Genomic DNA, 22,128 nt, shown 5'->3' on the forward strand with positions numbered 1-22,128 from the left:
TGCCGGGCCCTTGCCGGAGTCATTGACCAGGTGACCGCGTTCTCCTACCGTGCCCCAAGCACGGCCATGCCCATGCCCATGCCACATTGCTCAGACGATCGACAGTCACGCGTTCGTTCTCCCCCAAGAGGAGATCCGATGACCGCTCACCATCGTCCGCGTACCCGATTACGGGCTCTGATCGCAGCGGCCTGCACCGCCGCACTCGGCGCAACCCTCCTCACTGGCACTACCCCCACCGCATCCGCGTCCACATCCGCATCGACTCCCGCACGCGCCAGCGCCCCACCCCAGGACAAGGTGGTCGGCACCTTCACCAACTGGAGCCACTACCGCAACAACTACATCAAGGACCTCCAGACCTCGGGTGCGGCGGAGAAACTGACGCACATCCGGTACTACCACGGAGTTGTCGAGAGCCGCGGCTGCTATCCCGGGGACGGGCACGCCGACATAGACATGCACCACAGCGCCGACAACAGCGTGGACGGCGTCGCCGACGTCTGGGACGGGCGAGGGTGGGGCAACTTCAATCAGTTGCGGAAGCTCAAGAAACTGCATCCCCGGCTGAAGGTCATCTGGTCGTTCACCGACTGGAACCAGCAGGCCGAACTGGGCGAGCCGCAGGAGGCCAGACGGTACGCCCGGTCCTGCCGCGCGCTGGTCGAGGACTCACGCTGGGGTGACGTCTTCGACGGCATCGATATCAATTGGCAATACCCCCACCGGGATGGCGACGCGTTCAGGACGCTGATGTCCGCGATGCGCGCGGAGTTCGGCAGTGACCTGGTCACGGCGACCATCTCCGGCGACGCCGCACCGGGCGGCGGGATCGACGCGACCGATCACGCGGAAGCGGCAAGGTACGTCGACTGGTTCAACGTAATGACCTACCGGCTTTACGGTTGGCACGAGAGCCGCGGTCCGACCGCCCCGCACGCGCCACTGCGAGCCTACCCGGGCATTCCGCACCGGCACGCGACCGTCGACGCGGCGATCCGGAAAATCAAGGACCAGGACATCCCCGCCCGCAAGCTGCTGCTCGGCATCTCCTTCGAGGGCCACGGCTGGACAGGGGTCACCCAGTCCAAGCCCGGAGGGGCCGCGACAGGACCCGCCCAGGGGACGGAGCAGCCGACCGTCGACCTCTACCGTGCGCTGAAGACCAGATGCCCGGTCACCGGGCGGGCCGGCGGGACCGCGTACGCCCACTGCGGCACCGACTGGTGGAGCTACGACACCCCAGTCACCATCGTGGACAAGGTCGCGTACGGGAAACGGCAGGGACTGGGCGGCACCTTCATCTGGGAACTGGGCGGCGACACCCGAGACGGCGAGTTGAGCAGGGCGGTCCGCTGACGCACCGGACCGGCCGAGGGTTCACCGCTCGCCCGGGACCACCGGGCACCCAGCTTGCCCATGAAACGGCTGACATGGTTCTCGCCGTCTGTGGGGACAGCCCAGCATCTCGGCGACCTCCGTGTTGTTCAGCCCGGGCCACGAGGGTCAGGACCTGGCGTTCACGCTCGGAGAAGTTCTCCGGTCCGCCACAACCGTGCGGATCGCGGTGAGGAGGTCCGTCTGCATTGGCAGTACGCGCCAGGTGGTGGCGCGTTCAGAACCGAGGTCCGCACGGTGGCTACCTCGTCGCGCCATCCCGGCATCGCGCGCGTCGCGCTCTTCCGGTGGGGTCGGGCCGGCCGGATCTGGAGGCCGGCCGGCCTGGCTGCGATCCGGACGGCACGATGAGGTTCGGTTCACGGTTGCGGATGAAGGGCACCGGCGTGTCCTTGCTGCCCATCCGCCGCGGAACCATCCGTATCTCGGACGGTCTCGAACACCAAGGCTTTATCGAACGGCGCGAGTGCTCCTCGGAAGCCCGCGGCTTCGACGCCGTCCACGCCGACGCTGGTACCAAGGCGTCCCACCTCGCGCGCAGGTCGACTCTCACCCGCCTCAGGTGCGCATTCCTCGACAAGCACTGTGGTCATGGTGACTCCGGCGCTGGCCGGCGTCGCGCATCGGATCGCATCGGATCGCATCGGATCGGATCGGATCGGATCGGATCGGATCGGAGTATGTCGCGGAGCGGCTGCATCGGCCCAGGGCGGTTTCAGTTCTGTGGGTTGCTCATCAGGCGACGAGCAACTGGACGGGAACCGCCTGGAGTTCGCGGTAGCCGGTTTCGGTGACCGTCAGGTCCGTGCCGCCAAGGAGTACAAGTCTGTGTCTCCACGGTTGTGACACCCCCGACCGTGCGCACCGCGACTGCCACCGCCACGGTCACGGTGACTGCCACCCCTGCCCCAGGGCCGGAACAGGACCGGCCGGGCACTGTCACGCCGGTCCCGGGTGCCTCCGGGGCGACCACAGACGTACCGCTGACCGATCTCACACCCCTTCAGGTCTTGACGGGGGGTGGGAGACCACATCCGCCGTCATAGGCGGCACCCGCTTCGCAACGCACTGGTCGCCGATGTCGACTCCTACGGCCGGCTCGTCCATAGCATCAACGAACGCTACAAGTCCCCCACCCTCACCGTCGGTCTCGACGACGACAGCCGCGGCCTATCCCGTCACTGTGAACTTCGGTGGCGGCGAAGATGGTGAGAAGCCTCTGAAGACTGCTACGGCACAGATCAACCGCCCGGTGTGGGATCCATGGACCTCACCGGCATCGCCATCCTCCACATCGAGAGCGGGCAGACGGACAACCCTACGGCGACCGTCGTACTGGGCGACCCCGTCCTTCAGCGGCCCTGACTCGTACGCTCCCGCCCTGGTGCCGCTTCGGAAAACGCAGCGCAATCTCGAACACCCCGCCCCACCCTGGACCGCTGAGTACCGGACACACGCCCCGCTCGTGGACGCAGTACGTTGACGCGGCGCCTGTCCGAAAAGCCCCGTTGGGTGCGGCACCCACAGGAGCAGCAGGTGCGGGCGGTACCGTGCGGGCATGATGCCGGAGGAGTACCGCGACTTCTTCACCGCGGCGGCCGGGGCCACGGGTGCTTTGGCCGGACTGCTCTTCGTCGCGATCTCGCTGGCTCCGCATCAGGGGGCCGGGACGGCGGGGAGCACGGGTTTCCGCACCTTGGCCTCGGCCGCCCTGTTGGTGTTCACCGACGCCCTGGTGCTTTCCCTGGCCGCCCTGGTGCCCGGGGTTGATCTGGGTTGGTGGTCCGCTGCCGGGGGACTCTGTGTTCTCGCCTTCGCGCTCGCCGCGCTGCGCGTTCGGGACGGCGCGGCGGGACGGCCGTACGGGCTGGCCGCCGGGCTGCTGAGCATTGTGGTCTTCGAGATCTGGGCCGGAATCCTTCTGGTGCGCGACCCGTCGGACCTCGGCGCCGTACGTGTCCTGTGCTACTTGGTCGTCGCCGACTTGATCTGCGGGATGGCGTGGGCGTGGCAGCTCGCGAGCATGCGCGACACGGGGCTGGTCGCCTCCCTGCGCCTGCTGGCCCGGGGCGAGGAGACCGCCTCCGCCACGGTCACGCGCCAAGCCCCGGACGGTCCTGAGGACGCACCCCCACCAAGTGGCTGAGCGCCTGGCACCCGACGGATGCGCGGTCGATGACGATGACACGTCAGGGCAGCCAGACCCTCACGGGATCTCCGGAAGCCTTCGCCCCACCCCACCCCGGACACACCACCGCACACCAACGACCGCGGGCGGTGAGCATCGCCCGCGGTGACGCCCCCCGGCCGTGGCCCGGTCACACGGCAACTCGCCCTTTCTACAGGGGAATTCACCAACGTTCACGGCGGGACTGTGACAAGATCCCTCGCGGACCGCGCGAAGAGCTCGCGGTGGTACGGGCGCGCAGGCGCGCGGACACCAGGGGGACAGCTCGATGGCACTGATCTTCACCGGCAGATTCAAGGACGTGGGCGCCTCCTGGGGCACCAGGGCGACCAACATCCACGACGATCCTCGTGAGGCGGAGCGATACGAACGGGTCATGGCGGCGAAGCTCCGAAAGGACACGGAGACCGTACGGGTCTTCCAGGAGGCCGAGGCCCGCTTCCGGGAGTGCGACGGGCCGGCCGGTGAGGCGGACGCCGGTTGGGGGCTGTGGCCGGAGCCCCTGGGACCGGCCGAGGCCCTGCTGCCCAAACTCGCCCGAGTGCCCCACACCGATGTGATCGTCACCGGTGTCCCCGACCGGCTCCCCGAGGGCGCGACCAGGCTGTACCGGGGCAGGCCCGGCCCGGCGAACCCGGATGATCTGACGGACCTCACGGCGGCCGGGCTGAGCACCTGGCTCACCGGGCACCCGGCCGCTGCCCTGACGCTGTACGTGACGGTGTCCGTCACCGAGCAGACCCTCCACCCGGGCGCGATCGTGGAGATCCTCAACCATGAACTGGCCGCGCACGCGGAGCCGTTCGCCGACTTCCTCGTCGCCGAGGCGAGCGCCCCCGGTACGGGCGTTCTCGGGACGGCGGTCGAACAGCACACGGCGCTGCGCACGGGAAACCCGCGCTACCGGTTGATCGGCGCCCGGTATGTGACCCGGTACGACGACGCGCATGCCTACCGGACCCGAATGGAGCTGGACCGGAACGCGCGGGCGACCCTCCCACCCGGCGTCTGACTCCCGCACCGCCCCGCCCGTTTCCTCCGGGGACTCTCCGGGCAGTGCGGCCATCCTCTGCCCCGGGGCGCGTGTGTTGCCCCGCCCAGAGCGACCGCTCACCGAGGCGCGGCGATCACGGCCCGGTGTGCAGCACGGCGAGCACCGTCTCCTCGCGGGCCGACCGGCTGCTTCGCGCGTGCCCACGGGCGAACAAACGTCTTGCATCACTCCCTGCCGCAGGGCCCGCCGCCCCACAGGCTCCGCACGAGACCTCGCCCCTGTCCACAGGTACCCGGTGGCGTCCTGGTGGCATGAGCGATGACAAGGAGCAGCGGCCGGCCCCGCGTTGTGGCAAGGTCCTTAAGGCCTCGCACGGGCGGAGCGGAACGTAGGTTCCCGAAGGTCGTCTCGTATCGCTCTGATCTGTGGTTTCACATCCGGATCCCACAGCCGTGTCATACCCCTCTGTCCCGCGGAGCTGTCGATTTCCCCGGGTGTGTCCTTGACGCCTCGTTGGCGGGCATCGGCGGGCTCCAGTACTCGCTCTGTGCACTTCTTCGCCATGGGCGGTGCTCGGCGTATTCGTCCGACTCCGGCTTGTTCACGGAGGGCGGGCGTGGGCTGGCCTCGCGTAGGGGAGAGCGGCTCGGCCGGAGCGGTAGTCCTTGGGGTCAGGCGGGTTCGCGGCCCAAGGCGGTGGCGCGCTGGTAGTACTCGTAAAGGCCGTCGAGGACGGGGTTGGCGATGGCCATGGTGTGGGTGTCGTCGCCGGTCATGGACAGGCCGCGTAGGACGACGTCGAGGCCGGGGGCTTCGGGGGCGTGGAAGCGTTCGTCGTCGATGTCGGCTTCGTGGACGATCTGCGCGATGCGCCCCAGTGCGGGGTCGTCGGTGAGGTGGTGGACGCGCAGGATGGTCTCGAAGCTGCAGTCGCCGTGGTGGTGGCCGAGTTCGGCGCCGCGCATGTCGAAGGGAGTGGCGTCGTCCGGGACGCGGGTGGGGTCGGTGACGAAGACGAACTCGGCTTCGAGGTCGATGAAGCGGCCGATCAGCCAGGCGCAGGCGGCGCGGTCGATGTGGATGCCGGCGCGGGTGGCCCACTTCATGAGGTGCTCTCTTCCGTGGTGTTGGCGGGGTGCAGGGCCTCGACGGCCCTTTCGGCGGCATGGCGGTCGGGCGGGGGGAAGTAGTCGCGCCGTTGGATGCGGCGCAGTTCGGCGCGCAGCTTGGTCAGCGCGCGCCGCCGTTCGGCGTCGTCCGTGTCGCGTGCGGCTTCGGCCTGGGCGAGGAGTTGCCGATACTCGGCTGTCCGGGTCTGGGTCATGTCCGCCACGAGCTGGTGTTCGTGGCCGGCGGCGGCCGGGTGGGCGATCCATACGGTGGCACTGCCGCCGAAGTCGGTGACCTCCTCGGCGATCCACTCCAGCTGCTCCTGGGTGCGGGCGTCGGCGGGCAGCGCGACGAGGCCGTCGCTGATCTGTCCGACACCCAGGCGCTTGAGCTTGCGCCACACAGTGATGCGCGGGGTGGAGGGCTCCCGTGGGAGGCGGTAGGAGAGCAGCACCCACTGCCGTTCGGCGGCGGGGCCGTTCACGCCCGGCTTCCCGGCCAGCCCCGCAACGAACTGTTCACGTCCATCTCGCGAGACCTCTCTTCCAACGACGCGACTCGTGATGTAACCATGGTTACACAGCAGTGGGCGGGGTGGGGGTGGGCGGTCGTGTGTGCCCGGGCCGTCCGGACCCCGGCCTCCTCGGACTGCCTCATTCAGGACGGAAGAAGTGTCGATGACCGCCACCGATCAGCCCCCCAGCCCACCGGACAACGCCGGCCGGGGCGCCATCGGCAGTGACGTCATTCCGCTGCGGCAGGCGACTCGTGCGTGGTTCGCGATCTCGTGGCAGACCTTCGGCGGTCCGGCCGGGCAGATCGCGGTGATGCAGCGGGCCCTGGTGGAGGACAAGCGCTGGATGGGCCAGCACCGGTTCAACCACGCTCTGAGCTACTGCATGCTCCTGCCGGGACCCGAGGCCCAGCAGCTCGCGATCTACACCGGATGGCTCCTCAACGGCACCCGCGGCGGATTGATCGCCGGCAGCCTATTCGTCCTGCCGGGCGTCCTGGCCCTGCTGGCGCTGTCCGCCCTCTACGTCGCCTTCGGCTCGACCACGGCTCTCGTCGGCGTCTTCGCAGGTCTGGCACCCGCCGTGGTCGCCATCGTCGTCCAGGCCGTCTCCCGGGTCGCCCAGCGCTCCCTGAGCCACCCGCTCCTGATAGCCCTCGCCGCCGTATCCTTCGCGGCCCTAGCTCTGTTCTCGGTGCCGTTCCCCGCCGTCGTAGCGGCCGCCGCCCTCGCCGGCTGGCTCATCGGCCGCCACAAGCCCGACGCCCTCAAGCCCCCCACCGGTCACGGAGCCGGCGACGGGCCGACGCCGCTGATCCCGGACGATGCCCTCCACCACGAGCAGCCCAGTCGCCGCCGCACCTGGCGCATCCTGACGGCCGGTCTGCTGCTGTGGGGCGTCCCGGTGGCCGCCGTCGCCCTACTGACCGGCACCGGCAGCGTGTTCACCACGCAGGGACTGTTCTTCTCCGGCACCGCCCTTGTCACCTTCGGCGGCGCCTACGCGGTGTTGGCCTTTGTCGCGCAGCAGGCCGTGCAGACGTACGGCTGGCTCAGCGCGAAGGAGATGGTCAGTGGCCTGGCCCTGGCCGAGACGACGCCGGGGCCGCTGATCATGGTGGTGCAGTTCGTCGCGTTCCTCGGTGCCTACCGCGACCCCGGCACCCTCGACCCCTGGGCGGCGGCCCTGCTCGGCGCCCTGCTCACCACCTGGGTGACCTTCGTGCCGTGCTTCCTGTTCATCTTCCTCGGCGCCCCCTACATCGAGCGCCTGCGCGGCAACCGCCGGATTTCCGCCGCCCTGACCGGCATCACCGCCGCCGTCGTCGGCGTCATCGCCAACCTCGCCCTCTACTTCGCCGAACACGCCCTCTTCACCGACGTCGACGCCAAAAGCTTCGGCCCGCTGCACATCGCCCTGCCCGACCTCACCACCCTGCGCCCCGCAGCCCTGGTGATCACCGTGGTCGCGGCGCTGCTGATCTTCAAGCTCCGCTGGAGCGTCCTGCGCACCCTCGGCATCTGCGCCGCCCTCGGCCTGGGCGCCGCCCTTGCCGGGCTCCCCGGCATCTGAGCCGCCAGCGGCGGACGCGGTCCACGGGCCGATCCGCGGGATCTCGGTCAACGCGACGGCCAGGTCGGGAGCAGCCATGCTGTGCCACTGTGCAGCGTGCTGTTGGTAGTGGGCCGCGGCCGCTTGCAGCGCGCTGCGGTGAAACTTGCGCTCACAGTGGCGAACTGGTCGTCGCCGAGGGCCAGAACGCGCTCCGGGTCCGGGGCGACGTCCAGTCGACCGTACCGGGTGTCGACGGCGATGCCGTAGGTCCCGCACAAGGTGCGGTAGAGCTTGCGGGCTTGGCTCGCCCGGACCACCTGCCGGAGGATCGCGGTGCTGATGGCGTCCCACAACCACGGGTTCGCCACGCGCCGCGTCGCACCGAGGGTCTCCAGGCCCGCGCGAAGCGGTGTGGGGACCGTCCCAGTAGGCACCCCGGGTCCGTGGAGACCACCGCGGGCTTCACGTCCTCAGCGCCGTGCACGCACACCGTGTGCAAGCGTTCGCGGTTCCACGACAGGGCCCAGATCCCGGACTCGGTAGCCGCGGCTCGTGCACAGTCTCCTGTTCCCGCATCGGCCCAAGTGGGTGATCGGTTGTCAGTACAGCAGGCACGCGGCGCACTCTTCCTACTCGGTACTCGGTGAGGTCGGGCGCGTCTAGCCTCTCGCGTCGCAGGGCGGGGATATGTCCAACCAGACAGAAAGGCGGGCGCCGTGCCATCCGGTGCGCGCGGGCGGCCGGTCAGACGCCTCGCCCACAGCAGCCCAGTAGAGGGGCGGCGGGCCCTGCACCAGGTGAGAGCGGAGGCTGCGAGAACCAGGGCACTCAGCCTCGCACGCATCCAGACTGCCTGCCCCGGCGTGTTCATGCGAGCCTTCGTCATGCCAGCGCCCCCGGAGCAGCTGCACCTGGCTCTTTCGCTCCCGACCCCACGGTCCGAGCCCCGCGTCACCCGTGCACGGGTGACGCCGACCGGCTGCCAGCAGCATGGTTCGCCGGCTTCGCCACACTCCTGTCAACCTCAGTTGCGCTCTTCCGGCCGAAGCTGGGCATGCGGGGCTATCGCGGATGAGAGGGCTTCGCTCCGCTGTGAGCGACAAGGGGGCTCGGGGGCTCGCCCTCCGGGCGACCGCGGGGCGGCTTGGGACGCACCGTGAGCGTCACCTTGAAGAACGGTGCGCCCATCGATCCGGTGAATCCGCCCCTGTGGTCGGCGCTTTCCCGCGCTACCCGCGCTCTTCGACGGTATGTGTGCACAGTGGTGACAGGTGAGGTACGGACGCCCTCTGCCCCACACCCTTCAGGTTAAGGAACGATATGAACGCACACCCTCGTAGCCGGGGCCGCGGAGCCCGGGCGTTGGCCACACTCCTGGCGCTTCTCGCGCTCATCGCCACCGCGGCCATGCTGCCCACGGCGACAGCCACGGCACAGGAAGGCCGTGTCAAGGGCTGGGGAGCCAATGACAGCTACCAACTCGGCGGCACCGTCACCAGCTCCAAGTACAAGCCGGTGACCATTCCAGGAGTGACCGGAGGCAGCATCGACAGTCTCGCGGCCGGCTACTTCCACAGTCTCGCCCTCCTCTCGAACGGCACGGTGGAAAGCTGGGGCCGCAACGCGGAAGGCCAGCTCGGCATCGGCAACACCGCCGCACAGGACCAAGCTTCCACGGTCACCGGCCTGCGCGGTGTGGTCGCCGTCGCCGCCGGATACCAACACAGCCTGGCGCTCCTCGCCGACGGCACCGTACGTTCCTGGGGCCGCAACACCGAGGGCCAACTCGGCGACAACACCACCACACAACGCAACAACCCGGTGACCGTCTCCGGTCTGAGCAACGTCGAAGCGATCGCTGCCGGAGCCTTCCACAGCCTGGCTGTCCTCGCCGACGGCACCGTAAAGACCTGGGGCTACAACAGCAACGGCCAGATCGGCGACAGCACTGTCACCAACCGCCTCACCCCGGTCACTGTGCCTGGCTTGGCCGGCGCCCGCAGCGTCGCCGGTGGGCACTACCACAGCCTCGCCCGCCTCGCGGACGGCACCGTCTGGTCCTGGGGTCGCGGCTCCGAGGGCCAACTCGGCGACAACACCACCACACAACGTCTCGCCCCGGTCAAGGTCGACGTCATCACCACCGCCCGCGAGATCAGCGCAGGCGTGTACCACAGCGTTGCCCGCCTCGCCGACGGAACCGTGAAGACCTGGGGCTACAACGTCCAGGGTCAGCAGGGCGACGGCACCACGACCAATCGCCCCTCCCCCATCACCCTCGACGGTGCGACCAACGTCCGTGCTCTGTCCGCCGGTGGCTACCACACCCTCGTCCTCGACCGGGACGGCAAGGTCAGCGCCGTCGGCTACAACAACAACGGGCAGATCGGCGACGGCACCACTACCAATCGCACTGCCCTCGTCACTCCGGTGAACAGTCTTAGCAGCGTCTCGCTCATCGCCGGCGGCGGAGAATTCAGCCTCGCCGGATAGCAACTCACCATCCGGGGCCTGGCCGTCCCACTCACTGCGGCCAGGCCCTTCGTCATCGGTCGTTCGGGATGCAATTGAGGAATTCCTGACGAAGGCTCGGTTTCGAGCCCTACCTCGGCGCCCCTGGGTCTACCCGGACCTGACCGCCAGTTCCACGCGCAGCACTGGCCCTTGTCCTAGAGCGCTAACACCCCCACCGGCATCAACCCACGCGTCTGGCCCAGATGCTCGGAACCGAGCCTGTTGAGCTCAACGCCAAAGGTCAGCGCATACTCGACACCTCGCAACTGTTCGCGGTCTCCGGCGAAGGCAACGGCTTCGGGGAGACCGCCACCGAGATCGGCTTCGTCCTGCTGCCCGTGGCCGTGGCCGCGTCACTGGCCGGCCCAGTGAGCGGCTGGTGACCCCGTGTACTCGGCTACGCCCTATCACCAGCCGCCTTCGAAGAAGGCGAGGAGTGCCGGTGCCGGGTCCGCCGCGGTGCTGATGTTCGCCACTGCGACCACGAGCACGCACAGCGAGAGCACCGCGGACAGAATTGCGAACGACGCCCACACGCGCCTTGTTCGTCTGTCGGACGGCTCTGTTCCTGCGAACTTCTTCCACAGCAGCACGCTGGCTCCGATGAGGACGACCGCAACGGTCGCGGCGAGCACGGCCATGGCAAGGTGATAGCGGTCGAAGTCGGAGATCATGACCTCGATGGCGGGCGGCGTCCAGTCACCCGTACCCGGCTGACCGGCCAGGTACTCTCTGATCTCGTCGAGGCTCGCACCAAGTTTTCCATGGGCCGAGGTGACTCCTAGCATCGGCAACAGCGAGGCGAACGGCGCCACCGCGCCCTGGACATTGGCCATCACCACCGCCAACGAGAACAGGCCGAGCACGGTGACCAGGACACCGCTCGACGCGAGGGCCGCGCTTCTGCTCGCCCCAGGACCACCGGCCCTCGAGAACGCCTTCCACAGGAGAACACCGAGCGTGATGAGCACGATCGTCAGCAGTGCGGCGATCACGGCCTTTGCCACGTGGTAGCGGAACCAGTAGTCGACCACTGTCTTCAGTTCCGGCGAAAACTCCCGGTCGCCGGAGGCCCAGTACACGATGAACGCCTCGCGGACGGCTCGGGAGAGTTCGTCCCTATCAGAGAGATCGTTGCCCGCGCTGCTCGCCGCCAGCATGCGCGGGGCGAGGACGAAAGCGGCGGCGAGGGCCACGGCAAGGACGCTGAGCAGGGCGGTTGCGCGACCGGGGAGATACGCGAATCGCGACGGGGCTATCGAGTTGGACAAGGCGTTCCTTCGGCTCGACCGGGTGCGGAGATAGCAGACGTCGTGCTGTCGTCATGCCGACCACGGTTGCGCACCGACGCCCCCAGATCACCGGAGCAGGCCGGACGATCGGGGTGTGGCAGGCCCCCACCCCGCCCCTGGGGCAGGCCTCCGCCGGGGCGGGAGCCCGGACGCCCACACCGACCGAACCCGGGTTGCCGTCAGCCCCTGAGATACGTCAGGACGGCCAGTACCCGGCGGTGCCGGGCGTCGTCGGGTGGCAGACCGAGCTTGGCGAATACGGTGCCGATGTGCTTCTCCACGGTGCTGGCGGAGACCACGAGCCGCTCGGCGATGGCGGTATTGGAGTGACCTTCGGCCATCAGCGCCAGGATCTGCCGTTCCCGTGCGGTGAGAGCCGCGAGGGCACTTCCTCGTCGGCCGGTCAGCAACTGGGCGATCACCTGCGGGTCGAGAACCGTCCCGCCGTACGCGACCCGGCCCAGTGCATCGAGGAACTCGTCGACCCGGGCGACCCGGTCCTTGAGGAGATAGCCGATCGCGCCACAGCCGTCCACGAGCAGCTCGCCCGCGTACGAAGTCTCCACATACTGGCTGACAATCAGCACCGGCGTACCGGGCAGGCGAACGGCGATCGCCGCGCGCAGTCCCTCGTCCGTGTGGGTCGGAGGCATCCGAATGTCAACGATCGATGCATCCGGGCGGTGCTCCAAGACCGCCCGAACCAGGGAAGGACCGTCGCCGACCGCGGCCACCACCTGGTGGCCGTCCTCAACGAGCAGACGCGCCAACCCCTCGCGCAGCAGAACCGAGTCATCGGCCACGACGATCCGCAACCCTCCCCCGGCAGTCGGATCCCTTGCCGGTTCGGACGCTGCCTCGTACGGGGTCAGCATGGCAGCTCCCCGGTGATCGTGGTCGGGCCACCGCGCGGGCTGCTGATCCGCAACCGGCCGCCGAGAGCGAGCAGCCGATCCTCCAGCCCCCGAAGACCGTGCCCCTTTTCCAGTGCCGCGCCGCCCGCTCCATCGTCCCTCACCCATACCCTCAGGATGCCCTCCCGGTGGCGTAGCCCGATCACACACCGCTGCGCGCGGCTGTTGCTTGGCCGCGTTGGTCAGGGCTTCCGCAACCACGAAGTACGCGGCGGTCGCGACCGCGTCCTGCGGCCGGCGGTCCAGAGGAGCGGCATCGAGTTCCGCGAAGGTGGTGGAGCGCGCGGCGAGGGCGGCGAGTGCCTCGTGCAGACCGCGGTCGACGAGGATCGGCGGAGCGATGCCGCGCGAGAGCGCCCGTAGCTCGTCCAGCTCCTCCTGGGTCTGGAGGATCGCGTCGGCGAGGGCCTCGCGCGCTGTCTCCGGCCGTCGGTTGAAGTGGTGCCGGACGCGACCGAGTTCCACCGTCGATGTGAACGCCACCCACTCGTCGCCACCCTCCTCGTCGCCGTCGTCGTCGGCCAGGTCATCACAGTGGGATCCGGCGCCCAGGAGACCTGGATCCGGCCCTCCTCCACCTCGACCACCCAGCCGAGGAGCTCCCTGCCGAGGAACTCCCTGCCGTCCCGGAGCGAGAAGCCGACTTTGTCGGAACTCTCCACACAACGGACGAAGTAGCCGTGCAACGCGAGGAGTTCGGACACCCACCGAGCCTACTCACACTGGTAGGGACGCGACCGGCCGCCCCAACGGCCTGGTGCAAACGCAAACCGCCTGGAACACCCCGTACAACGCGCTCGCCGCACACCGTCGGCATCGCCCAACGGCGGGTCCCCCGTACGAGGGCGGTCGCGTTCCCAATACTCCTGTGCCGTTCGGTCTTGGAATCTGGCGACGGCCGGCGATGCGGTTTTGCCGACGCCGAGCGCAACGGCTCGATCCAACCGGACGGATTCGGCGGCATTCTGCTTCGGTGCCGGACCGCCAGGCCATCTCAGTGATCTTCCGCGTGGTGCTGGCTGCCGCTCAAGGGATTCCCTTCCCCCGGCCGTTATGGTCAGGACGTTCGTGTTGGCTCTGGATGTTCCCCTCAACACCCCCGTTGGGCTGCACCGGAAGGAGCTCACATGCACGAGTGGAGCCTCAGCAGACGCACCCTTCTCACCACCACTGCGGCAGCAACCGCCACTGCGGCGACCGGCGCGGGCGACCGGCGCGCCTTCGCGGCGAACGTGCGTGGTGGATCGGAGCGCGGGCTCAAAGCCCTCATCGCACGCATGAGTCTGCAGGAGAGGGTCGGACAGCTCTTCGTGTCGAGGGTATGGGGGCACTCCGCCACGCAGCCCAACCAACTCTGCGCCGACCTCAACGTGCGTGACTTCGGTGTCCGCTCGGCGAACGAGGTAGTCGGCAAGTACCACCTCGGCGGCATCATCTACTTCTCTTGGGCCGACAACGTCCGAGACCCTCACCAGATCGCGGACCTCTCCAACGGCATCCAAAGCGCCGCGCTCGCCCAGCCCGCGCCGGTACCCCTGCTGATCTCCGTGGACCAAGAGCACGGCGCGATCGTCACCCGGATCGGCAAGCCCGCGACCCAACTGCCGGGTGCGATGGCCCTGGGCGCTGCGGAGTCACCCAGCGCCGCCAGGGAGGCGGCGCGGATCGCGGGGGCCGAACTGGCCGCCATGGGGGTCTTTCAGAACTTCGCACCCGTCGCCGATGTCAATGTCAACGCGGCGAACCCCGTCATCGGTATCCGTTCCTTCGGGTCCGATGCCGACGCGGTCGCCCAGCTGGTCGCCGCACAGGTCCGCGGGTATCAGGGCGCGGGCGTCGCCGCCACCGCCAAGCACTTTCCCGGCCACGGGGACACCAGTGTGGACAGCCATACCGGCCTCCCCCGCATCGACCACACCCGCGAGGAGTGGGACCGGATCGACGCACCGCCGTTCCGCGCTGCCATCGCCGCCGGGATCGACTGCATCATGACCGCGCACGTCCAGGTGCCGACACTGGACCCGAGTGAAGATCCGGCCACTCTCTCGCACGCCATCATCACCGGCATCCTCCGCAAGGAACTGGGTTACGACGGTGTTGTGACCACCGACGCACTCAACATGCAGGGCGTACGGGACAAGTACGGTGACCACCGGGTCCCCGTGCTCGCGCTGAAGGCGGGCGTGGACCAGTTGCTCTACCCTCCGGATCTGTCCCTCGCCTGGAACGCTGTCCTGGGAGCCGTCAGGGACGGCGAGATCTCCACCGGCCGCCTTGACGAGTCGGTCCTGCGCATCCTGCGGCTGAAGGAGAAGCTGGGACTGTTCCGCGATCCGTATGCCTCCCCCCGGGGAGTGGAGCGTACGGTCGGCACCCAAGGCCATCTCGCTGCCGCCGCCCGGATCGCCGACGGCGCCACCACGCTGCTCCGCAACAATGCGGGGCTGCTGCCATTGAGGCTGGGTAGAGGGAATGACCTCCTGGTCACAGGCGCTGACCCGGCCTCCCCCACTGGGACGTCCGGACCACCAACCGCTCTGCTGGCGAGAACCTTGGGCGAACTGGGCTTCACCACCACGGCCCTGTCCACCGGCACCGAACCCACCGAGGCGCGGATCGACGACGCGGTGTTGGCGGCGAGTGGCAAGGACGCGGTGATCATCACCACTTACAATGTCTCCGCCGAGAGCAGCCAGCGCACTCTCGTCGCCCGACTTGTCGCCACAGGGCTACCCGTGGTCACCGTCGCCATCCGTAACCCCTACGACATCGCCCACCTCGACGGTGTCGGTGCGGCGCTCGCCTCCTACGGCTGGAGCGATGTCGAACTGGAGGCCGCCGCGCGGGTCATCGCGGGCCGGGTGAAACCAAGAGGCCGACTCCCGGTGCCCGTCCAGAGCGCCGCCGACCCGACGCAGCTCCTCTACCCTGTCGGGCACGGGCTGACCTACGAGTGAGCTGCGGTGAGGGCACGCCGCGACCCGTCTCCCGGGCGCATCAAGTCAAGGAGCCTTGATGACCACTGCCCTCCCCTGCCCCACCGGGAAGTGCACCTGACCTCACACCCCTGAAGGCCCCGCACCGACCATTTCCGCTCGGCCGAGACGCCGATGCCCCAGAGCCCGGTGCCCGGCACGGTGCTTGTGCAGAACCAGTTGACGAGCGGCACCGCGGTCATGCCGTCATCCTCCGGGGGCGTCTATCGGTTCGCGAGACGGCGGCCGTCCCGAGGAGACGTACCGCAGTCAGATCCTGCCGCCCGTGAGCCGGGTCAGCGGACCGCGATGGCGGGGGGCCATCCTGCGACCCAGCGCGTAGGCACAGCCGAGCGCCGCGAGCGAGGCGACAGAGACCCCGCCGCTCAGCGCCTTCCGTGCACCGATGGCGGACCACACCGTCCCCGCAGGCCCGACGGCACCGCGCAGGGCGTGCAGGGCCACCTGCGTCTTCTGCGTGAGGGGAGCGGGTACCAGGGCCAGCGCCCCCTGGACCTCGTCCGGGGTCTCGGCCGCCTTCTCCGATTTCGCGGCGGAACGGGAAGATCGGCGGGTCTGGTTGGAGTTGGTCTTCTGGGAAGCAGTCATGGTGATCGTGTGGCCGTCTTTCATGGGGTCAAACCTGTGTCTCCGGAGCCTGCCGAGGGAGCCGAGATCGACCTTGAGTCCTGCGGTTCCAGCCCAACACGGCCACACAGCAGCCCCGAAGACACCGGCGGACCGCTGGCCCGAGTCTGCGGCCGATGCCGCAGGCCACACCAGCCACCGGCATCCGTCAAGCAGCATCCTCACAGCTCAGCGATCCCTTCCCCGGGCCCCGTCCACGACCTTGTGGTCGAACGTGTTCATCCGTCGGCTCTCGAGCGCAGGCAGGAGATGGTGTTTCAGCAACGAGTCGAGATGCCGTACAGAAGAGGCAGCCAGGCCGCGTTGGCCGTCTTTCCACTCAGCGACGTAGTCTTCGAAACGCATCGCCCCGAACTGCGCGATGCGGTCCGCTCGCGATTGGTTTCGGGACGCTGCCTTCCACGCGTCGAACAGTTCTTTCAGTCGGCGGATGGCCTCGTCCTGAGTGCTGAAACCTGATTCTTCAACCTGCCGTCCGGCTGAGGTCCGGTACCGGATCCTGAATAGGTGAGGGCGGACCAGTGTTCGCCGTCCCCAAGAACTGCGACCTGACATCGAGCAAGACCTTCAGCGAAGGGGGCCAGGTCTTCGGCGACGTAGTCCTCGCCACCGCCATCATTGTCCGACTCCTCCATCACTGCGAAGTGATCTCCATCAACGGCCCCGGCTACCGGCCCAAGAACCGTCTCAAGGCAATCGAGCGTGACATCGACGTGGCCTGACAACCACGTCACTTACGGCGGCCGAGCACGTGATCAGTTGTTGATCACCCGCTGAAAGATCTCGGAGAACTCGCCGTTCTCAATCAGTCCGGCGATCACGCCGGTCATGTTGTCGATGCCTGGATCTCTGACCATCAGGCCGTACGGACCCAGAAGTACCGGCCCCTGAGGGCCTCGTCGGTCCCCGCCCGGGGTCTCATCAGGCGCCCGACTTCCGCAACGGTGAACACGGTCGCGGCCCAACGAGACCCATCCTCCAAAGTCACGAAGACATCGACGTTGCAGACCTCGTCCTAATCCTCGCCGTCACTCGGCAGGAACGACGCCTGGAAGCCCTCCATGCGGACCCGATACCAGGGCTCGTCCTACCCTCGCTTGATCGGTTCAGACGATGTGCTGTGAGTCATCGCGCGAGTGTCCCCGGTTTGGGGCATCGATCTCAAGCGAGATCCTGTGCCGTGCTACCGCTGTGGTCAGGCCTGGAGACGTTCGTCGTACGCAACTGGGGAGAAGTGGTCGGGTGGTCCTGGGCTGCGATGCCCGGGGCCACCCGACCAGAAAAAGTTCGTACGCCCGACACTGCTGCCCGATGCGCCGCGTCGACCCAGGATGCTCGCCCGGCTCAACGAGCTGGAAGCCGACCTACTGCACCGCCGACAGCAAGCCGAAGCCGAGGGCTGGATCGGTGAGGTCGATGCCCTCGACCTCACCCTCACCTTCCTTCCGCGCCAAGCGCGACGAGACCCAACGCTGAGCACAACGCTCGGCTGTCCACCTCGGCATCCCCGCACGCCGCCATCCGAAGGAGTCCGAATGACCTTCCTCAGACCGATGCTCGGAAGCAGCAGGCTGTCACCGGAGGAGGACGCTCACACCCCGCTCCTCGAAGATCTCCAGGAGCAGGTCGAACAGCGCAACCTCGCGATCGCCAGCTGGCACGCGCTCCACCAACCGTGCTCTGGCCTCGGTCGACGACTCCCAGTACAAGGTGAACGGTGTGGTGGCGCCCCAGCCGCCGCTCAGACAGTCGTCCAGAGCGTCGAGGTTCCAGCCGAAATATCCTCCGGGTCCGTTGATGGCCTCACCGATCGCGCAGTAGAAGGTGTCCCGGTCAACGACGTGTCGGCCATCCAGGGCGAACACCTGGCCTGCAGGCGCATCGGGCCTCCCCTGACGTTGGTACTCCCGGGACCACAGGGCTACCGACAGCCACGCGTGTCGGTCCTCGGGTGCGAGTTCGTGCCACATTCCGGTGTGGTTCAGGTGACCGGTGCGGACCAGCTCCCACGGTCGTCCTGCTCCAGGAAGGGCGTTCTCGCACCAGAGCGTCACCGTGAGGTCAACGAGGCCAGCACCGCCGGCGGAGGGCTTGACGTGGATGACGGTGACCTCGTTGACGAAGTAGGAGCCCATGGTGGCACCGTCACCGTCGAGGAGCTCGAACCAGGCGTTCCCCGCCACGGCACGACGACTACCGACGTGGTCAACGCACCGCAGTAGGCCACCCTGCGGGAGGCAACCCGCGAGGTGCACTCGGCGGGCGCCTTCCTCATCCGGCAGGGGCGTGAACAACCCCTCCGCTTCCTGAGCAAAGCCCCAGAAGTCGCTGTCGTCATCGTCCGAGGTCAGCGCGTACTTCTGCCCCTCGCCGCCCCGCCCTGGTACTCGCATCGCACCCCCATGGAAAGCGCTGATCTTACCGACGCGCGGGGATCTGCCCTGAAGTCGCCGGCGCCGCCGCCACCCCAGAACGACAACGCTCGTCGGCACCGTAGGCTCAGTTCATACCGACCGAGGAGAGCCCGCAGAACACCGTCGAACACTGGTAGGACTGCACGGACGCCGACAACTTCCTCGAGCAGATCCGCTTGAGGCCTGGCATGTGGCTGCCCGGTGGCTCGCTTGAGTAACTCCAGGCCATGCTTCTCGGGTACCAGGTCGCCGTCAGCGTCCACTCAGCCAATGAGAATTTCAGCTTCTGGAGGTTCAGCCAGTGGCTCAAGGAACACCTCGGCAACTGCGTGTCATACGGCTGGGCAGCCGGCATCGAGCGCAGTACCCCCGAAGGCTCAACTCCCGTATCAGAGTTCTCTCGGCTCCTGGACATCTACCGGAGCGAGTCCGACTCAAACCAACTCTGGTTTACAGCCCGCAGTGCAGTCAGCCGCGGGCAGGCTGTGCCCCCAGTCACCACAGACGCCGGAGTAGAAGAAGCACGACGGCGCAGCTCAAGCGGGTAGCGGGAAGAGCGTGCCATGGCTCAATTCCATTCACGGAATCGAGTCTCCACCGAGCCCGGAACGGTTACTCGCAGTTCAGGACGAGGGCGCGTCTAGGTTCGGCTTCCGCCTCACCTCAGTCACGGACACGCTCTCGTCTTCGGGGGCGCCGAAGGGTTCCGCGATCACGCCTGTTCCGGTGCCGATGACTTCCACGGCCAGGCCGGAGCCCATGAACCGAAGGTCCACTCGGGCGCGCGGGTCGCCGCCGAGGTCGGGCATCTTGTGGATGCGGTCGGTACGGTATCCGGCGGCGATAATGGTCTGCTGAAGTGTGCTGTAGGTGGTGTGCGGCTCTCCGGCTGCTTTGGTCGTCAGGCGCTCGGCGTGCTTGGCGGCGGCGCACTTTTCGATTTCGCCGAGTTCGACTTCCTGTGGTGGGCCGGACTGCATGGGCTTGTCGGGCGTCTCACCTGACTCATCGACGGAGATGGGTATGTCGCCGTTCGCGTCAGGTGTCCCGGCGGGCTTGTTGGTGCGGGGGGCTACGCCGCTGGGGATGCCGCCGGGCAGTGTCCCGGGATCTGGTGCGGCGCCGCTGCCGCTGGTGGCGTCGGGGGAGCATTGGCGCGCGAACTTGTTGAGGATGTCGAGGAACTGCTTTTCGGTGGGCTGCCGGGCGGGTGAGGCGGAGACCTGGGAGCCGACCGGGGTGGTGGATGTGGATGAGGCTGTCTGGGTGCCGCAGCCGGTCAGGGCGAGGGATCCCGCAGCCGCTATGACGACGGACGCAGTGAAGCGAATTGATGGCATAGATAGATCTTTTCCGCACGCTCACATGGGGCGCATGAGCATGCGTACTCACAGCTTGGTCACGGGCCAAAAGTAGTCGTCGAGATCTGTGGACCAATTGATCTCAGTCTCGTTGTGATGGCTTGATTTCGACGAGTTCGGTTGCGAAGTCGTCATCGTTCTCCAGGAACGGCCCCGGCGTAGTTCCGCTCTGCCCGGTTTCAATATGGTTGATGAGATGTCGTAAACGGCGCAAGCGTCCCGTGGTGGAGGAGGTCGCGGCGGACGTGGGCGATGCCGGCTCGTCCGGCGAGGGGGATCGAGCTGAGGGCCAGGTTGTGGAAGCCGGCAGTCGCCCGCGGAGCCGTACCGGTCCCGACCTGAGAGTCGTCCTCGTGGAAGGTGACGTCCGGGTCAGATCAGGCGGGCTTGGTGCTGATCATGACGGGGTGGTTCTCCTGCCGGTGCCCTCTCGGGCTCACCCGCCGAAGCGGGAAGTCTCACCCGAGGCTGACAGAGAGGGATCCGATGACCGCAAGTCCCCGACCGTCGCTGTCGTCCTCGGCGAACGCGGGGGTACGGCCGCCTGCACGGTCGCCGTACGCGCTGAACACGTCCAGCGCGCCACGGCGACGGGCTGGTACGGACGGGCGACCTGCGGCGGTGAGCGGCTGGCGAGGTGAGGCGTGGGCAGTCGGGCGGAACGCAGAGCGGCTTCAGACGAGAGTTGCATCGCCGGGTGATGAGCCTGGGGCGGGGGTCGGGTCCCGGGAGCGGGGCTGAGGTGTCCCTGTTTGCTCAGGGGCGAGGGCCGGCGACCGGACCGCCGGGAGACGGGGAGCAGTGAGCGGGAAGGCGGCGTCCTGCACCACCCCGGAAGGCAACGGCAACGGCAACGGTCGGGCGCGGCCCGTCCCACGGCCGCGCCCGACCGTCATGCCGCCCGGCCTTCCCGGATCTTCCGGCCGGAACGGCGTCCTACTCCGCGATGTCGATGTGCATGTTGAAGCGCACACCGTTGATCTTGACCAGTATGTTCCCCTGCACCTTCCGCTTGGCGAGCGTACCGCCGACCGAGCCCTTGCCGAGCGCGGCCTTGTCCTGCGGGGGGTGGCTGACGAAGTTGGTGTAGATACCGCCCCCGGCGAGCCCGGCGGCCTGTGTCCACTCGCCGCGCAGCTCGTCGTAGGCGTCCGCGTCCATCGGGGAGCCGCCGAGGCCGAGGTTGACGCGCTCCCCGCCGAGATAGGCGGCGGCACACTGCTTGAGTATCGTCGGAACGAGCGTGTCCTTCAGGCTCCAGTGCTTGCCCACCGCAGCGATCAGCCCGCTCGCGTCCCCGTCGAGCGTGGCCTTGCGGGCGTCCCTCGCGCCGGATTTGACCAGCTCAGCCTTGTCGCTGTCGATGGTCTTGCGGGCCTCTTCGAAGCCGTACTTCTTGTCCTGCGCGATCCGGATCGACGAATCCCACTGGGTGGGGTTGATCCACTCGGGGTCGAACCCGATCGTCTCGCAGTACTCCCGCAGGTGCCGCTCGGCTTCTTCCGCGGTCTCGGCGTACTTGGGCATAAGTCCCCCTCGGCTCATGACTGTTGCGCTGCGCGGTACCGAAAGTGCCATGCGCAGACGGGTCCGTCAGCCGTTCGGGCAAGATCGGGAAGCGGGTCTATGGATGGGGCCGCTGGTGCACGGGGGGACACACCAGCGGCCCGGCGACTCGCACATCAGACCGACATTCGCCTACAGGTTCTACACGTCGGCGCGGTCAGAAATCCGACTCCCGGTCTACTGCCAGGGCCTCGGTGTGCCCCGGCAACGGAGCCGCCGGCTCGTACAGCTCCGTGTCCCGGAACCCGGCCTTGGCACCTGCACCGGCTCGTTAGCCAGGCAGCAGCCGAGCTCATGGCCGTCAAGGGGAGCGGTGCCGAGACCGTCGCAGCTCTACTCATCGCCGTCGGCGACAACCCCGAACGGGTCCGCTCCGGGTCGGCTTTCGCCCATCTCTGCGGCGTCGCCCCCATACCCGCCTCTTCAGGCAAAACCAGCCGCCACCGTCTCAACCGCGGAGGTGACCGGCAGGGCAACCACGCCCTCTACATGATCACAGCCACCCGCATGGCCTGGGAAAAACGCACACACGCCTACGTCGCTCGCAGGACAGCCGAAGGCAAGACCAAGACCGAGATCATCCGCTGTCTGAAACGGCACATCGCACACGAGATCTATCGCCTGCCCATCCCCCGCGTCCCGACCCAGCCGCCATCCCAACAGGACCTGACAACCGCAGCCTGAC

16 protein-coding genes and 4 pseudogenes are annotated in these 22,128 nt (G+C 68.0%); 9 read left to right on the plus strand and 11 right to left on the minus strand.

The features are described from left to right. The first annotated feature begins 138 nt into the window (after positions 1 to 138). Positions 139 to 1,359 carry a glycoside hydrolase family 18 protein gene (locus tag ABZ348_RS02955; RefSeq protein WP_358928662.1) on the plus strand — a complete coding sequence of 407 codons (1,221 nt, stop codon included), beginning with the start codon at positions 139 to 141 and terminating at the stop codon, positions 1,357 to 1,359. A gap of 41 nt (positions 1,360 to 1,400) precedes the next feature. On the opposite strand, the pseudogene ABZ348_RS02960 reads toward ABZ348_RS02955, so the two are convergent. After that, a pseudogene (locus tag ABZ348_RS02960) lies at positions 1,401 to 1,549 on the minus strand (helix-turn-helix transcriptional regulator); the annotation flags it as partial. 1,407 nt (positions 1,550 to 2,956) lie between these two features. On the opposite strand from ABZ348_RS02960, the gene ABZ348_RS02965 reads away from it, so the two are divergent. Both ABZ348_RS02965 and ABZ348_RS02970 read left to right on the plus strand, forming a co-directional pair. Beyond that, complete coding sequence (locus ABZ348_RS02965; protein WP_358928664.1) at positions 2,957 to 3,544, plus strand: hypothetical protein; 588 nt, start codon at positions 2,957 to 2,959, stop codon at positions 3,542 to 3,544. Between the two features lie 310 nt (positions 3,545 to 3,854). Then, positions 3,855 to 4,598: a hypothetical protein gene (locus tag ABZ348_RS02970; protein ID WP_358928666.1), complete on the plus strand. Its 744-nt coding sequence runs from the start codon at positions 3,855 to 3,857 to the stop codon at positions 4,596 to 4,598. Between the two features lie 653 nt (positions 4,599 to 5,251). Here the strand turns inward: ABZ348_RS02970 and ABZ348_RS02975 are convergent. Then, positions 5,252 to 5,686: a chromate resistance protein ChrB domain-containing protein gene (locus tag ABZ348_RS02975; RefSeq protein WP_358928668.1), complete on the minus strand. Its 435-nt coding sequence runs from the start codon at positions 5,684 to 5,686 to the stop codon at positions 5,252 to 5,254. After that, on the minus strand, positions 5,683 to 6,174 hold the full coding sequence (locus ABZ348_RS02980) for a Chromate resistance protein ChrB (protein WP_358928669.1): 492 nt from the start codon (positions 6,172 to 6,174) through the stop codon (positions 5,683 to 5,685). The genes ABZ348_RS02975 and ABZ348_RS02980 overlap by 4 nt, the downstream gene beginning before the upstream one ends. 193 nt (positions 6,175 to 6,367) lie before the next feature. Between ABZ348_RS02980 and chrA the strand changes: the two genes are divergently transcribed. Beyond that, positions 6,368 to 7,777 (plus strand): chromate efflux transporter, encoded by a 1,410-nt coding sequence (gene chrA / locus ABZ348_RS02985; RefSeq protein ID WP_358928671.1) that lies wholly within the window; start codon positions 6,368 to 6,370, stop codon positions 7,775 to 7,777. A gap of 47 nt (positions 7,778 to 7,824) precedes the next feature. Here the strand turns inward: chrA and ABZ348_RS02990 are convergent, their stop codons facing one another. Continuing rightward, positions 7,825 to 8,193: a hypothetical protein gene (locus ABZ348_RS02990; RefSeq protein WP_358928673.1), complete on the minus strand. Its 369-nt coding sequence runs from the start codon at positions 8,191 to 8,193 to the stop codon at positions 7,825 to 7,827. Positions 8,194 to 9,079: 886 nt separating this feature from the next. On the opposite strand from ABZ348_RS02990, the gene ABZ348_RS02995 reads away from it, so the two are divergent. Both ABZ348_RS02995 and ABZ348_RS03000 read left to right on the plus strand, forming a co-directional pair. Next, positions 9,080 to 10,252, plus strand: coding sequence for a chromosome condensation regulator RCC1 (locus ABZ348_RS02995; RefSeq protein ID WP_358928675.1), 1,173 nt, complete (start codon positions 9,080 to 9,082; stop codon positions 10,250 to 10,252). A gap of 224 nt (positions 10,253 to 10,476) precedes the next feature. Then, the gene (locus tag ABZ348_RS03000; protein ID WP_358928811.1) at positions 10,477 to 10,656 is read left to right on the plus strand and encodes a hypothetical protein; all 180 of its coding nucleotides are present in this window, start codon (positions 10,477 to 10,479) and stop codon (positions 10,654 to 10,656) included. A gap of 24 nt (positions 10,657 to 10,680) precedes the next feature. Here the strand turns inward: ABZ348_RS03000 and ABZ348_RS03005 are convergent, their stop codons facing one another. Together ABZ348_RS03005 and ABZ348_RS03010 are read right to left on the minus strand one after the other, a co-directional pair. Beyond that, positions 10,681 to 11,544: a hypothetical protein gene (locus tag ABZ348_RS03005; protein WP_358928677.1), complete on the minus strand. Its 864-nt coding sequence runs from the start codon at positions 11,542 to 11,544 to the stop codon at positions 10,681 to 10,683. A 200-nt stretch (positions 11,545 to 11,744) separates the two neighbouring features. Beyond that, positions 11,745 to 12,962, minus strand: a complete 1,218-nt coding sequence (locus tag ABZ348_RS03010; RefSeq protein WP_358928679.1) for a LuxR C-terminal-related transcriptional regulator — start codon at positions 12,960 to 12,962, stop codon at positions 11,745 to 11,747. Positions 12,963 to 13,606: 644 nt separating this feature from the next. On the opposite strand from ABZ348_RS03010, the gene ABZ348_RS03015 reads away from it, so the two are divergent. Next, the gene (locus tag ABZ348_RS03015) at positions 13,607 to 15,436 is read left to right on the plus strand and encodes a glycoside hydrolase family 3 protein (protein WP_358928681.1); all 1,830 of its coding nucleotides are present in this window, start codon (positions 13,607 to 13,609) and stop codon (positions 15,434 to 15,436) included. Positions 15,437 to 15,724: 288 nt separating this feature from the next. Here ABZ348_RS03015 and ABZ348_RS03020 read toward each other — a convergent pair whose 3' ends face one another. Continuing rightward, positions 15,725 to 16,063 (minus strand): hypothetical protein, encoded by a 339-nt coding sequence (locus tag ABZ348_RS03020; protein WP_358928683.1) that lies wholly within the window; start codon positions 16,061 to 16,063, stop codon positions 15,725 to 15,727. 587 nt (positions 16,064 to 16,650) lie between these two features. Here ABZ348_RS03020 and ABZ348_RS03025 point away from each other — a divergent pair. Continuing rightward, a pseudogene (locus ABZ348_RS03025) lies at positions 16,651 to 16,824 on the plus strand (ATP-binding protein); the annotation flags it as partial. Between the two features lie 33 nt (positions 16,825 to 16,857). Here ABZ348_RS03025 and ABZ348_RS03030 read toward each other — a convergent pair. The 4 genes and pseudogenes from ABZ348_RS03030 to ABZ348_RS03045 all read right to left on the minus strand — a co-directional run bounded on the left by ABZ348_RS03030 (position 16,858) and on the right by ABZ348_RS03045 (position 21,404). Next, a pseudogene (locus ABZ348_RS03030) lies at positions 16,858 to 17,165 on the minus strand (hypothetical protein). A 511-nt stretch (positions 17,166 to 17,676) separates the two neighbouring features. Next, positions 17,677 to 18,495, minus strand: a complete 819-nt coding sequence (locus ABZ348_RS03035; protein WP_358928685.1) for a barstar family protein — start codon at positions 18,493 to 18,495, stop codon at positions 17,677 to 17,679. Positions 18,496 to 19,139: 644 nt separating this feature from the next. After that, positions 19,140 to 19,856, minus strand: a complete 717-nt coding sequence (locus ABZ348_RS03040; RefSeq protein WP_358928687.1) for a hypothetical protein — start codon at positions 19,854 to 19,856, stop codon at positions 19,140 to 19,142. Between the two features lie 957 nt (positions 19,857 to 20,813). Continuing rightward, entirely contained in the window at positions 20,814 to 21,404 is a 591-nt protein-coding gene (locus ABZ348_RS03045) for a hypothetical protein (RefSeq protein ID WP_358928689.1), read from the minus strand. Positions 21,405 to 21,731: 327 nt separating this feature from the next. Here ABZ348_RS03045 and ABZ348_RS03050 point away from each other — a divergent pair. Next, positions 21,732 to 22,127: pseudogene (locus ABZ348_RS03050) on the plus strand (transposase); the annotation flags it as partial. Position 22,128 lies beyond the last annotated feature (1 nt).

The sequence above is a fragment of the Streptomyces sp. NPDC005963 genome, from assembly GCF_040638655.1.
Lineage (GTDB): Bacteria > Actinomycetota > Actinomycetes > Streptomycetales > Streptomycetaceae > Streptomyces.

Bases quoted from the DNA above. Each gene is read 5' to 3' on its own strand.
- ABZ348_RS02995 (WP_358928675.1), top strand. From the start codon at position 9,080: ATGAACGCACACCCTCGTAGCCGGGGCCGCGGAGCCCGGGCGTTGGCC.
- ABZ348_RS03045 (WP_358928689.1), bottom strand. From the start codon at position 21,404: ATGCCCAAGTACGCCGAGACCGCGGAAGAAGCCGAGCGGCACCTGCGG.
- ABZ348_RS03020 (WP_358928683.1), bottom strand. From the start codon at position 16,063: ATGACTGCTTCCCAGAAGACCAACTCCAACCAGACCCGCCGATCTTCC.
- ABZ348_RS02955 (WP_358928662.1), top strand. From the start codon at position 139: ATGACCGCTCACCATCGTCCGCGTACCCGATTACGGGCTCTGATCGCA.
- ABZ348_RS03040 (WP_358928687.1), bottom strand. From the start codon at position 19,856: ATGCCATCAATTCGCTTCACTGCGTCCGTCGTCATAGCGGCTGCGGGA.
- ABZ348_RS03035 (WP_358928685.1), bottom strand. From the start codon at position 18,495: ATGCGAGTACCAGGGCGGGGCGGCGAGGGGCAGAAGTACGCGCTGACC.
- ABZ348_RS03000 (WP_358928811.1), top strand. From the start codon at position 10,477: ATGCTCGGAACCGAGCCTGTTGAGCTCAACGCCAAAGGTCAGCGCATA.
- ABZ348_RS02975 (WP_358928668.1), bottom strand. From the start codon at position 5,686: ATGAAGTGGGCCACCCGCGCCGGCATCCACATCGACCGCGCCGCCTGC.
- ABZ348_RS02970 (WP_358928666.1), top strand. From the start codon at position 3,855: ATGGCACTGATCTTCACCGGCAGATTCAAGGACGTGGGCGCCTCCTGG.
- chrA (WP_358928671.1), top strand. From the start codon at position 6,368: ATGACCGCCACCGATCAGCCCCCCAGCCCACCGGACAACGCCGGCCGG.
- ABZ348_RS03015 (WP_358928681.1), top strand. From the start codon at position 13,607: ATGCACGAGTGGAGCCTCAGCAGACGCACCCTTCTCACCACCACTGCG.
- ABZ348_RS02965 (WP_358928664.1), top strand. From the start codon at position 2,957: ATGATGCCGGAGGAGTACCGCGACTTCTTCACCGCGGCGGCCGGGGCC.